The 18155-nt window shown below is 58.8% G+C and carries 15 protein-coding genes; 2 read left to right on the forward strand and 13 right to left on the reverse strand.

What is annotated here, in order from left to right; translation table 11 throughout:
- Positions 1-75: 75 nt before the first annotated feature.
- A complete protein-coding gene (locus tag ABJO61_RS06415; protein WP_348324332.1) occupies positions 76-2454 on the forward strand; it encodes an acetamidase/formamidase family protein in 2379 nt (792 codons plus the stop codon).
- Here ABJO61_RS06415 and ABJO61_RS06420 read toward each other — a convergent pair.
- Entirely contained in the window at positions 2426-3346 is a 921-nt protein-coding gene (locus tag ABJO61_RS06420) for a PfkB family carbohydrate kinase (RefSeq protein ID WP_348324330.1), read from the reverse strand. The two genes, ABJO61_RS06415 and ABJO61_RS06420, sit on opposite strands and share 29 nt — an antisense overlap.
- A 199-nt stretch (positions 3347-3545) precedes the next feature.
- Between ABJO61_RS06420 and ABJO61_RS06425 the strand changes: the two genes are divergently transcribed.
- Positions 3546-5411 carry an alkaline phosphatase D family protein gene (locus ABJO61_RS06425; RefSeq protein ID WP_348324328.1) on the forward strand — a complete coding sequence of 622 codons (1866 nt, stop codon included), beginning with the start codon at positions 3546-3548 and terminating at the stop codon, positions 5409-5411.
- A 6-nt stretch (positions 5412-5417) separates the two neighbouring features.
- Here the strand turns inward: ABJO61_RS06425 and ABJO61_RS06430 are convergent, their stop codons facing one another.
- The 12 genes from ABJO61_RS06430 to ABJO61_RS06485 form a co-directional block, all read right to left on the reverse strand.
- On the reverse strand, positions 5418-5909 hold the full coding sequence (locus ABJO61_RS06430; RefSeq protein ID WP_348324326.1) for a VOC family protein: 492 nt from the start codon (positions 5907-5909) through the stop codon (positions 5418-5420).
- 169 nt (positions 5910-6078) lie between these two features.
- Entirely contained in the window at positions 6079-7479 is a 1401-nt protein-coding gene (locus tag ABJO61_RS06435; protein WP_348324324.1) for an MFS transporter, read from the reverse strand.
- A gap of 113 nt (positions 7480-7592) precedes the next feature.
- Positions 7593-8933, reverse strand: a complete 1341-nt coding sequence (locus ABJO61_RS06440; protein ID WP_348324323.1) for a DUF1329 domain-containing protein — start codon at positions 8931-8933, stop codon at positions 7593-7595.
- Between the two features lie 39 nt (positions 8934-8972).
- Positions 8973-10652 carry a DUF1302 domain-containing protein gene (locus ABJO61_RS06445; RefSeq protein WP_348324321.1) on the reverse strand — a complete coding sequence of 560 codons (1680 nt, stop codon included), beginning with the start codon at positions 10650-10652 and terminating at the stop codon, positions 8973-8975.
- Positions 10653-10741: 89 nt separating this feature from the next.
- Positions 10742-12208, reverse strand: a complete 1467-nt coding sequence (locus tag ABJO61_RS06450) for an alpha-L-fucosidase (RefSeq protein WP_348324319.1) — start codon at positions 12206-12208, stop codon at positions 10742-10744.
- Positions 12198-13082 (reverse strand): fumarylacetoacetate hydrolase family protein, encoded by an 885-nt coding sequence (locus ABJO61_RS06455; protein WP_348324317.1) that lies wholly within the window; start codon positions 13080-13082, stop codon positions 12198-12200. The genes ABJO61_RS06450 and ABJO61_RS06455 overlap by 11 nt, the downstream gene beginning before the upstream one ends.
- Positions 13079-13831 carry an SDR family oxidoreductase gene (locus tag ABJO61_RS06460; protein ID WP_348324315.1) on the reverse strand — a complete coding sequence of 251 codons (753 nt, stop codon included), beginning with the start codon at positions 13829-13831 and terminating at the stop codon, positions 13079-13081. The genes ABJO61_RS06455 and ABJO61_RS06460 overlap by 4 nt, the downstream gene beginning before the upstream one ends.
- Entirely contained in the window at positions 13821-14150 is a 330-nt protein-coding gene (locus ABJO61_RS06465) for an L-rhamnose mutarotase (RefSeq protein ID WP_348324406.1), read from the reverse strand. The genes ABJO61_RS06460 and ABJO61_RS06465 overlap by 11 nt, the downstream gene beginning before the upstream one ends.
- A gap of 22 nt (positions 14151-14172) precedes the next feature.
- Complete coding sequence (locus ABJO61_RS06470) at positions 14173-15285, reverse strand: mandelate racemase/muconate lactonizing enzyme family protein (RefSeq protein ID WP_348324313.1); 1113 nt, start codon at positions 15283-15285, stop codon at positions 14173-14175.
- A complete protein-coding gene (locus tag ABJO61_RS06475) occupies positions 15272-16162 on the reverse strand; it encodes an amidohydrolase family protein (protein WP_348324311.1) in 891 nt (296 codons plus the stop codon). Before ABJO61_RS06475 ends, ABJO61_RS06470 begins: the two co-directional genes overlap by 14 nt.
- Positions 16159-17193, reverse strand: a complete 1035-nt coding sequence (locus tag ABJO61_RS06480) for an aldo/keto reductase (protein ID WP_348324309.1) — start codon at positions 17191-17193, stop codon at positions 16159-16161. Before ABJO61_RS06480 ends, ABJO61_RS06475 begins: the two co-directional genes overlap by 4 nt.
- 137 nt (positions 17194-17330) lie before the next feature.
- Complete coding sequence (locus ABJO61_RS06485) at positions 17331-18143, reverse strand: IclR family transcriptional regulator (RefSeq protein ID WP_348337098.1); 813 nt, start codon at positions 18141-18143, stop codon at positions 17331-17333.
- Positions 18144-18155: the final 12 nt, after the last annotated feature.

Consider the following 18155-nt stretch of genomic DNA (forward strand, 5'->3'; position numbering starts at 1 on the left):
CACATATTTGCGGCAGGCAGCGGATCGTTTTTTCGGCAATCCGCGCCGTCGCGTTGTTGGAGTGTGTGCGGACGCATGGATGCATGGAGATTTTCAACCGAGGCTTACCCGAAGCAGGATCGCTATGAAGCCTGGCAGGAGGCACTTGAACGCCTCGCTCTCAAACCGACAGGGCATGACACAGAGGATGGCGCCTATGGCTTGATGTCGGCGGTTGTCTCGCAGTCCGGCATCAGTTTCACGCGCCTCATCTCTACACCGCAAGACATCAGCGCCATTCACGAGTTGAACAAGTCCGCCGGTAAAGACGGTGTCTGGGTTGCTTCACTTCTTGAAGGGCACATTACCTTTCACGATGGCGGTACCGACCTGAAAGCAACGGCGGGCGATATCGTTTATGGGGCTGTGGGTTCACGCACCACCTTCACGCTCGAAACCTTCTGTCGCGTCGTCATCATCTATATTCCCCGCGCCGCTTTCCGGCCACGCCTGATGGCACCCCTGCCGACAAAGGTGATCCACCTTTCGGGCCGGGCAGGGATCGGGCATGTGCTGGCGGGCTTTCTTGCCTCCGTCGCGGAAGCCCTTGAAGACCTCAGCGTCGACCAGCTTCGTCCCATTGAGCTCGCGCTTCCGGAATTTCTCATGGCGGGCATTTTCCGCCAAGCGGACACCCGCGCACTGGGCGGCGCCGCTGGCGTACGCGCTGCCCTGCTCCACCGCATCTGCCAGACCATCGAATCCCAGCTCGGCGACCCGGAGCTTTCCCTCGCCAATATCGCCGAAGCGCACGGCATCTCGCCCCGCTATGTACAGAAGCTTTTCGAATCCGTTGGCCAGAGCTTCATTCGCTATATCCGCTACCGCCGACTGGAGCGTTGTCGCTATGATCTTGAAAGCCCCATCCACGGTCAGCTTTCGATTTCCGATATCTGTTTCCGCTGGGGCTTCAACGACGCCGCCCATTTCAGCCGCGCTTTTCGCGATCAGTATGGCGTCTCCCCGCGCGAGTATCGCCGCGCCGCGCCCGGCAACCAGCAGCAACTCCACCCCTGGGTCACAACGCGCGGCCGTCCGGATAGCGGCGCCCGCGAGGAGCGGCCTGTGCCCTCCGGCGGCGAAGACGGCGCGGAAGCCGATGAACTTGTTCTCGAAGCACCGCTCATCGATGCCGAAACGCCCTCCATTCCTGTGCCGCTATCCGAGGATGGCGCGCGTCACCACTATATTCCCGTTACTGCAAAGACCGTTCACTGGGGATATTTCAGCCGTTTTCTACCGCCCGTCCTTGAAATGCGTTCCGGCGACTTCGTCACCATCGAAACGCTGACGCAACACGCCTATGATGATTACGAGCGCATGATCGAGAACGATCCTGGCGCCGAAAGCGTCTTTCACTGGACCAAAGACGGAAAGAATGTCGACAGGCGCGGCGCAGGGCCTATGGATGCGTCTACTTACGGGCGCGGGCCTGGCGAAGGTTTCGGCGTTCACATCTGCACTGGCCCCATAGCCATCCAGGATGCGAAACCAGGAGACATCGTCGAACTTCGTATTCTCGACATACATCCCCGCCCAAGCGCGAGCCAGCGTTTCGAGGGCCGTTATTTCGGCAGCAATGCCGCCGCGTGGTGGGGCTTTCACTACAACGAGCTTCTGACACCGCCGACGCCACGCGAGGTCATAACGATCTACGAGATCGAGAAGCGGGATGAACACGACGTGGCCCGCGCCGTCTACAATTATCGCTGGACCCCGCAGACCGATCCCTTTGGCATCGTTCATGAGACGATCGATTATCCGGGTGTTCCCGTCGACCACACAACCATCGAAAAGAATTTCGATGTCCTGAAGAACATCGAAATCCCGCTGCGGGCTCATTTCGGCGTGGTTGCGCTTGCACCCGATCATTGGGGCATTGTCGATTCCGTTCCGCCGGCCTATTTCGGCGGCAATATCGACAATTGGCGTCTTGGGGCGGGCTCACGCATTTTCCTGCCCGTCTCGGTTCCGGGCGGTCTGCTTTCCGTCGGCGACCCACATGCATCGCAAGGCGATTCCGAGCTTTGCGGCACGGCCATCGAATGTTCGCTGACCGGTGTCTTCCAGGTTGTGCTGCACAAGAAGCGCGATCACGGGGGCAAGCTGCTCGATCTCGACTACCCATTGATCGAGACAGAAGATGAATGGGTCATCACCGGCTTTGCCCATCCGAACTATCTAAAGGAGCTGGGCAAGAAAGCGCAGAGCGAGGTCTACAAACAAGCATCGGTCGATATGGCAATGCGCGATGCCTTCAGGAAGACGCGCCGTTTCCTGATGACGACGAAGGGGTTGAGCGAAGATGAAGCAATCTCGCTCATTTCAGTCGCCGTCGATTTCGGTATCACTCAGGTTGTGGACGGCAACTGGGGCGTTCACGCCATCATTCGGAAATCGATGTTTCTCGATTGAAGGCTGCGGCCAGTGCCGCAAGCCTGTCTGCGCCGAGATTGGCGCCCTTCACCTCGCAGGCCGCCGCCGCGACGCGCGCAGCGAAAGCCATTGCATCGGGAAAAGCCGCGCCGGCAAGATCGGCGAACAAAAAACCTGCGTGAAATGCATCGCCCGCGCCTGTCGTGTCGATGGCCGTGCAGCCAAAGGCAGGAACAAAATGGACCGCCTCGCCCGCAATCGCACCCGCCGCACCTTCTCCCCCCATAGTGACGACATGGGCCGTGCCACCCAGTTCGGCAAGCGCGCGAAGCATGTCCTCCGGTGCGCTGGAACCGGCGAGATCGGCCGCGAGGGCGCGAGGTACGATCGCTGTATCCACGCGCGCCAATAGCTCTCGCGTGGCGTCTGTCAGCACTTCAGCATCGGTCAAAGTCGGTATCCCCCGGCGCGCCGCCTCGATGGCAATCGCGATGGACGCTTCCACTTCATGCCCGTCGAAATAGACACTCAGCGTCCGGCCCCAAAGAGCTTCCGCTATGCTTCCAGAGAAAGATGGAAAGCCAGGCGGTGCCGTTTCCACGATGCTGCGCTCGCCTGTCGCCCCATCCACCATGATATAGGCACAAGGAGCCGCCATACCGTGCGCGATTTCGGTTGGGCTGCAATCGACACCGCGCTTCTCAAGAAAGGCCCGCACACGCGCCGCCGCCGCGTCGTCACCGATAACGCCCGCATAAGCTACCGCGCAGCCGAGACCTGCCAGCGTTACCGCTGCATTTACGCATTGACCGCCGACAAGCAAGGCGGGGTCGCTGGTGCGCTGCTTGCTGTCGGGCTGCAGACGCGCGAGATCGACGCTGAAGACAAGATCGAGACTGTTACGTCCGACACATAAAACCTGGCCCCTCATGCGGCGGCTCCCGGATAGGTGCAATCCGCACCATCCTAGACCGGGCGGGTTGCCTGTTCTGTGGCCAAACCGCTCAATAATTTGCACGGGACAAAGAAAGCCAAGTTTCCGTGCGCGCAGGAGCCTGAAATCCTCCTCTCCGTCGCCCACAATGGGCGATCTGGTGTCATAGGTCTGCCGTCTTTCCGGGGGTTTAGCGATGAGTTTCCGACCAACACGCCGCGATGCGTTGAAGGGTTTTGCCTTTACAGGCGGCGCCGCGCTTATCGGCACATCCGGCTGCTCCGAGACACCGGCTGTTCCCGTCGAGTTTCTTCACGGCGTTGCCAGCGGTGACCCCGAAGCGACAGCCGTCATCATCTGGACCCGCGCTACCACTACCGCCGAGGTGTCGCTTCTCTGGCAGGTGGCGAAAGACGAAGGCTTTGACGAAATCGTGAGTGAAGGAGAGGCGCCCGCCAAGCCATCAAGCGATTATACGGTCAAGGTCGATGTGCGCGGTCTCGAACCTGGCAAGAGCTACTTCTACCGATTTCTCTCCGGCGAAACGGTCTCGCCTGTCGGCCGCACGCGCACGCTCGCCGCGAAGGATGCGACAAAGCTTCGTCTCGGCGTCATCTCCTGCTCGCATTACGGTTTCGGCTTCTACAATGTCTATCGCGAGCTCGCGAAGGAGCCGGACCTCGATGCCATCGTCCATCTGGGTGACTACATCTACGAATACGGGCCGGACGGCTATGGTGGCCCCGAGGCGAAGGAGATTGGCCGCGAGCAGGAGCCCCCGCACGAGATCGTGACGCTCGAGGATTATCGCACACGTTTCTCCCAGTATCGCCGCGATGCCGATCTGCAGGCGGCGCACGCCGCTGCGCCCTTCATCACCATCTGGGACGATCACGAGACGGCGAACAATTCGTGGGCCGGCGGCGCGCAGAACCATCAGCCAGACACCGAGGGAAAATGGGAGACGCGGCGGGATGCGGCGCTCCGCGCCTATTTCGAATGGATGCCGATGCGCGACCCGGGCCCGGGCGAGGCCTTCTACCGCCTCCACCGGACGTACGAGATGGGAGAGATCGCGACGCTCCACCTCATCGAAACGAGGCTCGCCGCGCGCGGCGACGAGGTGAGCTACGAAGACGACATGGTCTATTTCGAGACCGCCTATGACGTTTCGGATCCGCAAACCCCTGTGCCCCTGAGCGCAGAAGCAGCCGCGTCGCTTCCGGCCTCGCAGATCGAATGGCTTAAAACGCCATGGCGCGAGAGCGATGGCACGGCGATGACGGATTACGGCACGGTCCGGAAATGGGCCGATACCGGCCTGGCGGAAGGCTACGCGTACAAGCCCGATCTCGCTCGCTTTCGCGAGGAGGTGCTCGGTAACCCGGAGCGCAAATTGCTCGGGGATGAGCAAATGGACTGGATTGCCGGAGAGCTGAAGACCTCGCGAGCGAAGAACGTGCCATGGCAGGTTCTGGGCAACCAGGTCATCATGGCGCGCATGGATGCGCCCGATTATACGGTCGCCTTCCCTCCCGAGGTTATAGAACCTGCGATCCGCGACAATGAATATACCCGGCGCTGGGTTGAACGCACCAAGCTCCGCCTGCCTATCAACCCGGGCGCCTGGGACGGCTATCCGGCCTCCCGTCAGCGCTTCTATGAGGCGGTGCGCGAAGCAGAAGCCAACCTTGTCGTTCTCACGGGCGACTCGCACCAATTCTGGGCGAACGATCTTCGCGAAACACCCGGCGGAAAGCGCATAGGCGTCGAGTTCGGCACCAGCAGCGTCAGCTCCAAGGGCGGCTACGACTATCTCGCTGCCGACCCGCGCGTTTATGACATTGCCGAGGAAACGCTGTTGCGCGATGTGCCCGAGATCGTCTATTGCGAGACACGGCATCGCGGCTTCATCCTGCTTGAAATTACCGCGGAGGCCATCGAAGCGGACTACAGGGCGGTCTCGACCGTTCGCTCCCGCGATTACACTCCATCGAGCCTCAAGCGGCTTCGCGTCACCCGCGAGGGGCCGGGCGAGCTTTCGAAACTCGTCCCGGTCTGAAGCCCTCTATTCGCGCGTGTAGTGATCGGGAATTTCCGGGTTCTCGCCCCCCTTGCGCCAGAGCACGATCTCGTTTCCCCAAGGATCGCGGAAGGCGTGGTTCAGACCATTGAACTCTTTCCAGTAGTGGTCGCGCCAAAGTATTTCCGCACCACGCTTTTCGGCGTCGGCAAGAATCCGCCCGACGCTGTCATCGGCGCTGACCAGAATCCAGAGCCGGGGTTTGCGGCCCATGCCAGCCACGAAACGGGGCTCCACTCCATCCGCATCTGGATGCGGGCGCGTGTTGGCGGCGTTGTGGATGCCGATATGGAAATTTCCAATCTGGCTTTCGCTGCCATCCGGGTTCAGTGCATTGCCGCCCGGCACCATACGGTGGAACACGCCATAGGGGCGCGGGTCGTTCTCCCAGCCGAACACATCCGCATAAAAGGCAGCGCAGGCGGCAGGGTCGTCAGAGGTGAGGTCGACGAAAATCAAGGTATTCGGATAGGACAAGGCGGGCTCCGTTCGCTCGGTGCGCGGTGGCCACGATTGACCGCCGAACGCAGGTTTCGAACCTCGCCCTTCCCCGTTTCTGTGTCTTGCCTCCATACGCCTGATTACTGGGCCAATACGTCCGAGCTGCTGCCAGGTCAGGAGAAGACAGGTTCTCCTGGCAGCGCGCCTACTCTGTCGTTCTCCGGGCAATACGGCGTGCAAGGCCTGCGCTGAGACGGGCCTGCCGATCGCGGCTGACCGGATAGTTCCAGATCGCGACCATGGAGAAGAAGGACAAGATCAGGGGTACGAAACAATAGACGACGATCAGCGCATTCAGGGCGCCCTCACCATGCGTTGTCTGCCTGGGATCGAAGCCAGCCCAAGCGAGGACCGGAAGCGCAAGGCCAATTCCAACCGCTTCGAAAATCTTTCTGACCATGCCGAGAAACGAGACGAGGAATGCGGCACGAGGTTCACCGCTTTTCAGCGTGTCGATGTCGCTGATATCGGCAAGAATGGAAAGGCCGAGGATAGAACCCGCGCTGCTGGCGGCGCCCTGCACCACGACGATGATGAGCATAGCTGGCAAGACGAACTCAGGCACAGTCGGCTTTACCCATAAAACGATGAACGGAACAAAGGCAAAGGCCAGAATGCTCGTACCGGCGGCGCCTGCAAGCGCACGGTGCTTGCTTACGCGGCCGCCGAGAAAAACCCAAAACGGAGCGCCGAGGATAGCGCAGACGAATGTCACAAAAATAAGAAGCGGGGCATACGCGCCGAGGCCGAGCGCATGTTCGAAAAACAGAATGCCGACACCCATCCCAACCGAAGAAGAGAGCGCCCCGAACATGGACGCAATGAGCAGGACGCGGAAGGGCCCATTTTTCAGCACGATCCGGAACCCCCGGCCGAACGGCATGGAGGTGACAGCCGGTCGAGGGGGCTCTCCGAGCGAGGAGAAGAGCCAGACGGTGCAAAGGGGCACAAGAAAAACCGTCGACCAGCCAAGCCACGACATCGCGCCGCGGCTGGACGCGGTATTTTCGGAAGCACCGTTCACAACGCTATAAACAAGCGGAATCGCGATGGCGGTCAGAAGACCGACCTGCATGAAAATTTCACGCGTACCCGCAATACGGCTGCGTTCCTGATAAGAACTCGAAACCTCCGTTCCCCAGGCGACATAGGGAATGGCGATGAGTGTGAAAGCGAGATAGATCGCCGATATCCAGAAGAGAAGGTAGAGGTTGCCAACGTCGTTCGCCGGGTTGAAGAGCATGAAGGAGGAGAGGACAAGCAGCGGAATACCGGCAAGAATCCATGGCCGACGCCGCCCGATACGGGTATGCGTCTTGTCACTGAGAAGACCTATCAGCGGATCGGTCACGACATCGCTCAGTCGCGCAATCATGAGGATAAAGCCGACAGTTGCGAGATCGAGCCCCAACGTGCCCGCATAGAAAGGCGGAATATAGATAGCGATAGGCAGCCCAATGATCGCCAGTGGCACGATGAACTGCCCATAGCCGATGAGCTGTCGTGTCTTCAGGCGTAGGTTACCGTTACTGATACGCTCCGTCATGAGTTCCGTCCGTTCATCCCGATCGCGCCCAAAAAAGGGCCGGCCGCAATGTTTCCACTGCGGCCGGAGTTAGACGGGCCGAGTTAACGACCCGTGGAGGGTTCGCCTATTACCTAGCGACGTCCGTAGCGCCGCATTGAATCCGGCGAGAAGAAGTCGTTATCGACGATATCTTCTGCCGTGTAGTTGGCATCCGCAGACTTCACGACCAAGTTGTCGGCCACATACCGATCGGCATTGAGGTCGTGATAGAAATCGCCCGCGGAGACACATGCCGGGATTTCGGACGCCATGAAGATATGATTCTCCTGGAATCTCCAGAGCTTGCCCTTCGTGTCATAGAGATCTGCAACCAGCGGGGTCCAGGTGTCCTCGTCGATATAAAAAACACGTTTGCTGAACGTATTGCGCCAGCCATCCTTGACTGTTGCCTCGACCACCCAGACGCGATGTAGCTCGTAACGGGCCATATCCCGGTTCGGATATTTGTCTGTGATGAGGCTGTCTATATCGAGGTTTTCCGTACGCAGGCGCGATGCGTTGTAAGGAACATAGAGTTCCTTCTTGCCGACGAGCTTCCAGTCGTAGCGATCCGGCAAACCGTTATACATATAGGTCTGGTCGAAGGTACGAATGTCGTCCTTCCCCGGCGTATCGTAGTTTGCGGTCGGCGCCTTCTTCACACGACGAAGACCGGGAATGTAGACCCAGGATTCGTTGCTATCGTCATAGGGCTGCAACGTCATGATGATGCCACCTACCGACGCCGCCGGCGCAATCTGCTTGTAGATGAACTTCGTCATGTAATAGTCGTCGATCTCACGCGCATTCTTCTCGTAGTAAGGCGAGTAGGTGTCGATGACGCCGATATCGTGGGAGAAGCTTCCACCCGTCTGCGAAGTGGTGATATGGACGGTGAGTTTCGTATGCTTCCCGTTAAAGGCTGTACGGAAGTTTGCGATCGCCTGCAGACCATTTTCGGGTAGCGGGAACATGAAACCGCCATGCCCTTCAAGAATCCCTCCCTTTTCGCTGAGCTTCGCTCTCCCGACATTCGCCTTGGTCGCGTCGTAGATTTCCTGCGAATAACCGCAGCTGCGACGGGTTGGATACACATCCATTCGGTAGCCGTCATAGCGCTTTATGATGGCTATCTGCCCTGGCGAAAGTTTGTCGGCATACTGGTCGACATTCGAGGCATCGATGGAGAAGAGCTTGGCGTCATTTGCATAGAGATCGACGCGCGGATCGCCCGTCTTCCATCCAGATACAGGAGTGACGTCGCCACCCGTCCAGGCGGGAATCGTTCCGTCGGCATTGCCCGCGCGTTCTGCCCCGACGGGGGTGAGAGAGTTCCCCAATTCGCTTACATCTGCCGCGAAGGCATTGCTCACAAGAGCGAGCGTCAACGCGATACCCGCAATGCCGCTCATCGGTATCTTTCTTCCAGACATTATTTTCCTCCCGGTCCGACTTTGCGGACCACCCTGTGGTCAGAATGAATAGGACGCAGTGACCGTGACGAAATCGCGGTCGGAGTTGCGCGCAATCAACCCGCCACCGATGTTGTTGGTGTAGCTGATGGATGCGGAATAAACCGACCGGAAGTCAGCCGTGACACCGACGGAAAGCGCACGCTTGCTCTCCACCGGCGTGCCACCGATCGAACGATCAAGCGCCGTGCCATTTACGTCAGCATTGAAGCTGATGCTCGGTGTGAGTTTGAGTCCCGAGACCAGCACGTTTGTGTACGCCGCGCTGGCAACGGTCGTAAAACCCCAAGCGGAGTTCGTACCGGAGACACCTACGGGCGCTTCGTCAAAGCTGACGAGGCTTGCTTCGCCATAAAGGTCGATCGTATCCGCGCCGATCCAGCCCGGCAGATAGCCGATATAGGGCAGGCTCGGGGCAACGGTAACCGCAGCATTGGCGATGTAGTTCAAGCGGTCCGCATAGGCAACGCCATTCACGCGCGCCGTCGTGCCGGAAGCCGAGGCGGCATTCGTGGCGGCCGTCAACGCATCGTCGAGCATCAACGGATAGTCTGGCTGGTAAGCCACTTCCGCACCAAACGCGACCGGCCCGAGCGGGAAGCTGACGCTAGCCCCGTAGAGGTCGATATCCTCCGGGAAGTGCGCGTAATAGCCTGTCGGCACGGCAAGAAGACAGGGCGGGAGATTGAAAAGGCAGGCGCCCGTGGCCGAAAGATAGGGCGTCTTGGCGTGATAGTTCATATAATAGAGGCTTGTTTCCGTCGCGATGCTGTCCAGGAAATAGCGGGCGGCAACGCCAAACTGGCCGCCATTCTTCGGTTCGTCATCCGCAAGCTTCGGAATACCGCCCGCGATGGCCGCCGGATAGCCGACAGCCCCCGGATCTCCTGCGAAGAAGAATCCTTGCGCGCCTTTACCGAGAATATCTTCCGTCGAGTGGAAGGTGCCGACGGGTACGAGCTCCGTTTCCCGCCACATAAACTGGTAATAGGCTTCGAGACCGAAGCTGCTGAAGGGTGACACGTTCACATAAAGCATCGGCGAAGGCAGATAGCCTTCACGAATGTTCGTACCCGGTGTTACCAGACGGCTCACATCGACCGCATTGGTCTGGCCGATACCGCCGGAGCGGAAAAGCGCTTCGCCCCAGTTGATTACCTGATTACCCGCCCGAACCGTGAGCGGCATACCCGCGACGTCAAAATCGCCATAGAGATAGGCGTCATAAAGATCGAAGCCGCGACCGACCTGTCCGCGCGCCGCATTGGAAATATCCGTGCGCCTTGTGCTTTCTTCGTTGTTGTTCACCGCATCGTAGAAATAGGAAAGACTGACGAAAGCACCGAGATTTTCGTGATGCATATCGATTTCATGCAGCATTCGCAGCGAGGCCGTAAAAATATCGCCGCGCCTATAGTTCAGGTTGCCATCGTCAAAGTTCTCGGCGGCGACGTTCGCATCGCGACCGCCGTTGCTGACGGCGATATTTCCCCAATCCGGATCGACGACACGAACACCGAGACCGGCGGACAGGGTCGACTTGAAATTCACGTCGATATTGCCGAACTTGAAGTCTGCGGCCGAGGCCGGAGCGGCCGTCCCGACGGCCGTTATCAGCACACCTGCCAACAGGCACCTACTGCGCCTGGATGAGGGCCATTTCTTAAGCTTGTTTTCCATCTCTTCCTCCCGTTAAACCCGGGACGCCGCACCTCCGGCACGGATCGCCCCCATCTTCCTCCTGCCGTTGCGCCTCACTTGCGCTTCGGTCAATCTCGTGTCGTCACAATCACCGCTGGAGCAAATTTTCCTGCAAGGGGTGTTCTGAATTCGAGAACCAGATCCTCCCCCTCCTGCCGCAGTGTGACGGGACTTCCATCATCAAGAAGCTTGCCCTCACCCGTGAGCGAAACATCGCGCAGGCGCAACGTGCTGCCTGACGGGCTGCCCAAAAAGATAATGTTTATGTCGTTTCCCTTGCGCGTGAACCGTACAGGAACACCGCCATCCGTCTCCGCGTCCGAATTGTCCGAACCGTTGCGGCGCCAGGGCTGTGTGCCGTAGACAGCCGAACCGTTTACGGACAGCCATTCACCGAAGAATTTGAGTCGCGAGAGCTGTTCTGCTGGGATACCGGCATCGGTTCCACGCGGCCCGATATTGAGCAGCAAATTCCCTCCCTTGGAGGCACCGTCAATGAAATCGGACAACAGTGTCTCAGCGGGCGAGTAGTCGGCATCGGTGTCGTTGCGGTTGAAACCGAAGGAATGACTCATGCCGCGCGTCGCTTCCCATTTCTTCTTCTGAATGGTGTCAAAGCGCGTGTACTCGGGGGTCCGAAAATCGCTATGCGGTATGGGTTGCGGAATGGCGCCACTTACCGCATCCGGATTTTTCCGGATGTGGCGTTGCGCGAGGTAGTCGAACAGACGTCGCGACAGCCTGTAACGCATGAGCTTCGAGAAAAGCTTCTCATGCACCCAACGGTCGTTCACGACGCCTTCAGGAACCGCGTTATAATAGTCGGCGAAAAGCTGGAGCAGTTCGTCAAAGCCGGTTGGCCAGGAAATATCGTTCCACAGAACACTCGGTTCATAGCGCTCGATCAATTCGCGGGTCTGCGCCATAGCGTAGGCGCGATAGTCACCACCCGGCATTGAACCGATGAAATCGCCAAGCGTACGTAGAGGTTCCCGATTGAACGTCCAGTCGATGCCGCCTGAATAATAAACACCAAAGCGCAAACCCTGAGCGCGAACGGCACGGGCAAGTTCGCCCACGATGTCACGCTCGCTGGTCCAGTTCTTTTCATGCGGATTGCCGACCGCACTCGGCCAGAGGCAATAGCCATCGTGATGCTTGGTGACGAGCACTACATACTTTGCGCCCGAATTACGGAATGCTTCTGCCCACTCGTCTGGATCCCACTGCTTCAGCCCCTCCTCGAAAGGCTGCTTGAAATCCGTATAGGGCCGGTTGCCAAATTCTTTCGCATGAAATTCGGCGGAGGGTGTGCCGGGCACCTTGATCGCGTTCGCATACCATTCCGTATAGGGCGTCATGGCGACTGCGCGGCTGTAATCCTTCTTGAAGGCATCCGAGATGTTGCCGAGATGCGGCGCAAAGCCAGGAATGGCCCAAACACCCCAGTGAATAAAAATGCCGAACTTTGCGTCATCATACCATTGCGGCAGCGGACGCGAGTTCAGCGATTCCAGATTACCTTCATATTGCATTTCGTTTCCCCGGTTCGCGTGCTTCGCCGCTTTCACTGACGGTTCTTTGGTTTTGTTCGCCGAGCCCGTCGATGCCGAGTCGGATTGTTTGTCCCGCATGCAGGTAGACGGGCTTCGGCTTCATGCCGAGACCGACGCCTGGAGGTGTGCCGGTCGAAATGATGTCGCCTGGCTGAAGGCTCATGAATTGCGAGATGTAGCTGACGATCTCGGCGATGCCGAAGATCATGGTGCGCGTATTTCCGTCCTGATGACGGACGCCATCCACTTCAAGCCAGATACCCAGATCCTGCGGGTTCGGAACTTCGTCGCGCGTGACAAGCCAGGGGCCGATCGGGCCAAAGGTGTCGCAACTCTTTCCCTTCACCCACTGGCCGCCACGCTCGAGCTGGAATTCACGCTCGGACAGGTCGTTGATGACGCAATAGCCTGCGACATAATCAAGGGCTTCGTCCTTCGCGATGTAGCGCGCCTCGCGTCCGACTACGACGCCGAGCTCGACTTCCCAGTCCGTTTTTATAGAACCACGCGGAATGACGATGTCATCATCCGGGCCGCAGATCGCGCTCGTCGCCTTGAAGAAGAGAACGGGTTCAGCCGGCACTTCCATGCCGGACTCGGCGGCATGATCCGCATAGTTGAGACCAACACAGATAAACTTGCCAACGCTGGCCACGCAGGGGCCATAGCGCGTTCCTTCAGGAATGGCGGGAAGAGAGGCAGAATCCAGCGCAGCAAGCTTCGCCAGACTTTCCGGAAGCAGCACCTCGCCTCCGATGTCCGGCACCACCCCCGACAAATCGCGCATGCCCCCTGAAGCGTCGATGAGGCCGGGCTTTTCGCTACCGGGCCTTCCATGGCGCATGAGCTTCATATGTTGCTCCATCCGCCGTCAATGGTGATGACACTACCCGTCATGTAGCTGGCAGCATCGCTTGCAAGGTAGACGACAAGTTCTGCTATCTCCTCCGGCGTGCCGATACGCCCCATCGGCTGACGCGCAATAAAGGCAGAGCGCGCCGCGTCATAGTCGCCCTGCGCGCGCATGCGATCATCCAGAGAAGGTGTTTCCACGGTGCCCGGGCATATGGCGTTGCATCGGATGCCCTTCCCGACGAAGTCAGCGGCGACCGAGCGGGTGAGACCGATGACAGCCCCCTTGCTTGCGCCGTAGACGAAACGGTTGGGTACCCCGATGATCGACGAAGCGACAGAAGACATATTGATGATGGCACCACCACCCGCCTCGATCATGGCCGGCAAGAAGGCGCGGATCATTCGATAGGCAGCGGCGACATTGAGCTCCATGGAGAAGTCCCACTCCGCCTCGTCGCAATCGAGAATCGTACCGTGATGGACGAAGCCGGCACAGTTGAAGAGGACATCGATCGGCCCCAGTTCATCCGCCAGACGGGAAACCGCAGACCGGTCCGTTACGTCGAGTTGGCGGTGCTCAGCAACATCGAGGCCCGAGAGCTTCTCATCGCGAAGGTCGGTCGCAATAACATAGGCACCCTCGCGTGCCATTGCCTGTGCGGTCGCACGCCCAATGCCTTGCGCGGCGGCCGTCAGGAGCACCTTCTTTCCTGAAAGACGCCCGGTCTTCTTGATCTCAGTTGGCATGGAAGACCTCCTCCATCCCAGTCCACTTCTCGCCCGGTGCGCGGCTTTCCAGCGGTGACTGACAAGGATCGGTGAGCTGCCACCAGCGTTGTGTCGGTTCGTGTTTAGCCATGCGGGCCATGTCGGCTTCGAAATCGGTACCGACATACTCCCAATAGCTGAAGAGTAGATTTTCCGGTTCGCGCAGAAAGATCGTGTAATTGCGAATGTTGCAGGCACGGATCATTTCCAGCACCTCTGGCCAGGCATCCGCGTGAAGCCTTCTATATTCGGCTATTTTTTCGGGTTTGATCCCGATCACCATTCCCATCCGCTGCATTTTTCCACTCATGTCCCCGCCCTCATGCCGCTTTGCGAATGGCATGCATTATTTCGCTCCGTGCCCTGATCGCATCCCAATCCCAAGCAATACCGAGACCGGGCTCAATGGGCGCAAGTGCTTCGCCTTTTTCGATTCGCAGGCGTGATGTCGTGATTTCATCAAGTTGCGGGATGTATTCGACCCAGCGGCCATTCGTGACGGCACACGCAAGCGAAACGTGAAGCTCCATAAGAAAGTGCGGCGCGACGGCAACATTGAAGCATTCGGCAAGATGCGCTGTCTTGAGCCAAGGGGTGATACCACCGATGCGCGCACAATCGACCTGAACGACCGAGCAGGCGCGCTGCTGCAGATAATCCCGGAAATGACGAACACCGTAGATCGACTCGCCGACTGCCACCGGAATGGATGTCGACGCAGCGAGCCGGACGTGACCATCTAGGTCGTCGGCCGGGAGCGGTTCTTCCATCCACGCCAGATCAAAGGGGAGGAGCGCCCGCGCACGACGCACTGCTTCGTCCACCGCGAAGACCTGATTGCAATCGGTCATGAGTTCAAGATCATCGCCAAGCGCCTCACGCACGGCAGCCACACGACGCACGTCCTCCTTCACGGAAGGTTTTCCGATCTTGACTTTCACTCCATGAAAGCCATCTGCACGCGCCCGTTTTGCATCTTCGACCAGTTCTTCCTTCGACAGGTGGAGCCAGCCGCCTTCGGTCGTGTAGGCAGGAATCCGCGTCCGGGCCCCACCGGCCAGCAGATGCAACGGCAGGTTCGCTCTCAGCGCACGCAAATCCCAGAGCGCTGTGTCGATAGCGGCGAGCGCAAGAGAGGTGATTGCGCCGACCGTCGTTGCGTGAGTATGGAATTTCAGGTCGCGCCAGATCGCTTCGATTTCTTCCGCTTCCCTGCCAACAATTTGCGGCAAGAGGTGATCGGCAAGAAGCGCGACGACAGAAGAACCACCGGTCCCGATCGTATAGCTATAGCCTGTCCCTAATGCACCATCGACATCATGGATGCGGACGATCACCGTCTCCTGGCAAACAAATTGCTGGATTGCGTCGAAACGCGTGACTTTCGGCTCCAGCGGAACGAGATAGATTTCCGCATGCTCAATGCGCGCCACGACCTTTGCCCTCCATTAGATGGATGCGCTCGTCGCGCTCCTCTCCGGCAAGGCCGTAGACCCTGCACGCTGTTTCTCCAAAAATCAGTTCTCTCGATCTTTCGGGCTTATCCGCGAGCCATTCCTCGCAAACAGAGACCCAGCGGGCGTAACTCCCCTCCATCAGCACGACGGGCCAGTCACTGCCCCAGAGCAGGCGCTCGGGACCGAAGATATCGTAGATGTGCTCGAGCCATGGCCGAAGGTCGGCGAGTCGCGCGCCGGGTCCAGCTTCAGTCAACAGGCCCGAGATTTTGCAGCTCACGTTCTTTTGTGCGGCAAGCTTCGAGATATCCGCAGCCCACGCATCGAAACCGGTCATCCCGTTGCGGATGGCGGGCTTTGCTGCGTGATCGATAATGATGGAAAGACCGGGATGTCTAGCCGCGAGTTCCGATAGATGTGGAAGATGTGCGGGGAGAACAAGCGCATCAAAAGTCAGGCTCCGCTTCGCCAGTTGTTCATAAATTCTGTGGAAGGACGGATTGAGCATCCATCTGGTATCGGGAATTGACTGAAGCATGGGCCGAACGCCCCGAAACAAGGGGTAGCTGGCGAAAGCATCGAGATCGGCAAGCGCAGACGATGAGGCAAAATCGATCCAACCCACCACCCCCTTGACGAAAGAAGCTTCGTTCGCGAGGTCAAGCAGGTAGAGAGTCTCCGCGAGAAACGGGGCTGCCTGCACCACAATGCTACCTGTTATGCTGTGCGCGGACAGCAACGCCTCCAGGTCGGCAGGCTCAAAATCGGTATGGATTTTATCTTCCGCAGGCGTCGGCCAGTTGCAGAAGGGGTTTGCCAGACGCCAGAAATGCTGATGTGCGTCTATCCTCATGGCAGCACCATAAAGGTAGCATCAGAGGGAACCGGCGAACGTTCGTCGATAAGCCCCTTACTTTTCAAATCCAGCCAAAAGGCGGCGGGGATCGCAACGGCACTCCATTGCAGAATTTCGTCAAGCTCGAGCTTGCTTCCAAAGCCGGGAATAACCGTACGGACCGCCGGATGTGCGAGAGGAAACTGGAGTGCGGCCGCGGCCAGCGGCACACGATGCGCACGGCACGCGTCGTCAAGTGCCCGAACGCGCGCGACGATATCCGCCGGAGCAGCGTCGTAGTCGAAACGCGCCCCCTCAACTGCGCCCGTTGCGAGAATACCGGAATTAAATGCGCCGCCGATGATGACACTTTTGTTTTCGCGCGTACACCGTTCGAGAAAGGGCACAAGCGCTCCCTGCTCCAGCAGCGTGTAGCGTCCAGCGAGAAGGAAGCAATCCCAGTCTCCGCGATCCATCGCAAGATTACAGACCTGCCATTCATTCACGCCAAGGCCGATCGCCTTGACCGCGCCGGAACGGCGAAGCTCCTCCATTGCGCGGTATCCGCCATCCATCGCAACGCGAAACATCTCTTCGTGCGCGTCTCCGTGAGTCTTCTCACCGATGTCGTGCATCAACAGAATGTCGAGGCGGTCAAGGCCCATACGTTCGAGGCTCTCCTCGAAGGAGCGCATGATGCCGTCGTAGGAATAGTCGAAGACGGGTTCGTACGCCGGAGCGTCGATAAAGTAATCTCGCTGCCCGTGCCAATCCTTGTTCGGCACAAGAGTACGCCCTGCCTTCGTGGAAACGAGAAAACTGTCGCGGGGCTTTTCACCAAGAAAACCGCCAAGGCGCCGCTCACTGAGGCCGAAGCCATAGAGTGGCGCCGTATCGAAATAGCGAAGTCCCTCACCCCACGCTGCATGAAGCAGTACGCGCGCGTCTTCCTCCGCCAACGGACGGTAAAGATTGCCCAGCGGCGCCGCTCCAAAACCCAAGGCCGGAAGCTTCCCCGCGGACGAGCCGAGCACATCTGCCAGTGCCATTCTTCGTCCTCCCGTGTTTTATATACACTAGTACATTTCACGAGTAAATCGAAAGAGTTGGTGGCGCCCTTGGGTCAAGGTAAGAAAAACGCGGCGAAGCCGGGGCTTGCCGCGCAGGAAACCACATCAAGGGGTGTTCAGACGACGCTCAGCCGGGCGGAAATCTCTTCCGCGGCTTCGCGAAGCCGGGCCGCGACCTCTTCCTTGTTGAGCTGATTAATGACGAGACGCACATAGGGCGTTGTGATCGCTGCAACGAACTCTTCATTGCCTGTACTGAGAATGGGACAGGAAATGTCCCAGACACCCTCCATGATGCGGCTGGCCTCCAAAATGAAGCCGTTGCTGCGGATCTGCGCCCGTTCAGCCTCAAGTGCCGCGTGATTAATGCCGCCTGGCTGCCGCTCAAGAATCGAGAGCACGTGCCCGCGCTGTGCCTCATTCATATAAGCAAGAATGCATCTCCCTGACCCCGTTTCGAGCAGCTTCTGGCGATAGCCAACGCGAACCGTAACACCAACAAGATCAGGCGACTCCGCGCGCGAGATGACAACGATCTGCTCATCTGAAGCAATGGCAAGGTGACAGGGATAGCGCGTCTCTGCCGCAAAGCGTTCCATCACCGCACGGGAGATCTCGGTCAAGGCACGATATTTGGGACGCCTGAGACCAATCCGAAGCAGTTTATCGGTGACCTGGTAGTAATCGGTCTCCGGTTCGCGCTCGACATAGCCACGCGCCTCCAGCACCGCGAGCATCCGAAAGATTTCGCCCTTCGTACGCCCCATCTCCTCGGCGAGCTGCGCCAAAGAATAAGACCGGGCGCGCTCAGAAAGAAACTCCAGAATATCGAGACCCTTTTCCAAGGCCGGCGCCGAATAGCGCAGCGCACCCTTTGCCTCCTTGGCCGACGCCCCGGCCCTAACCTTAGCTTTTCCCGTACCGCTCACGTGCCGCCCTGC

The sequence above is a fragment of the Parvibaculum sp. genome (genome assembly GCF_039973015.1).
GTDB lineage: Bacteria > Pseudomonadota > Alphaproteobacteria > Parvibaculales > Parvibaculaceae > Parvibaculum.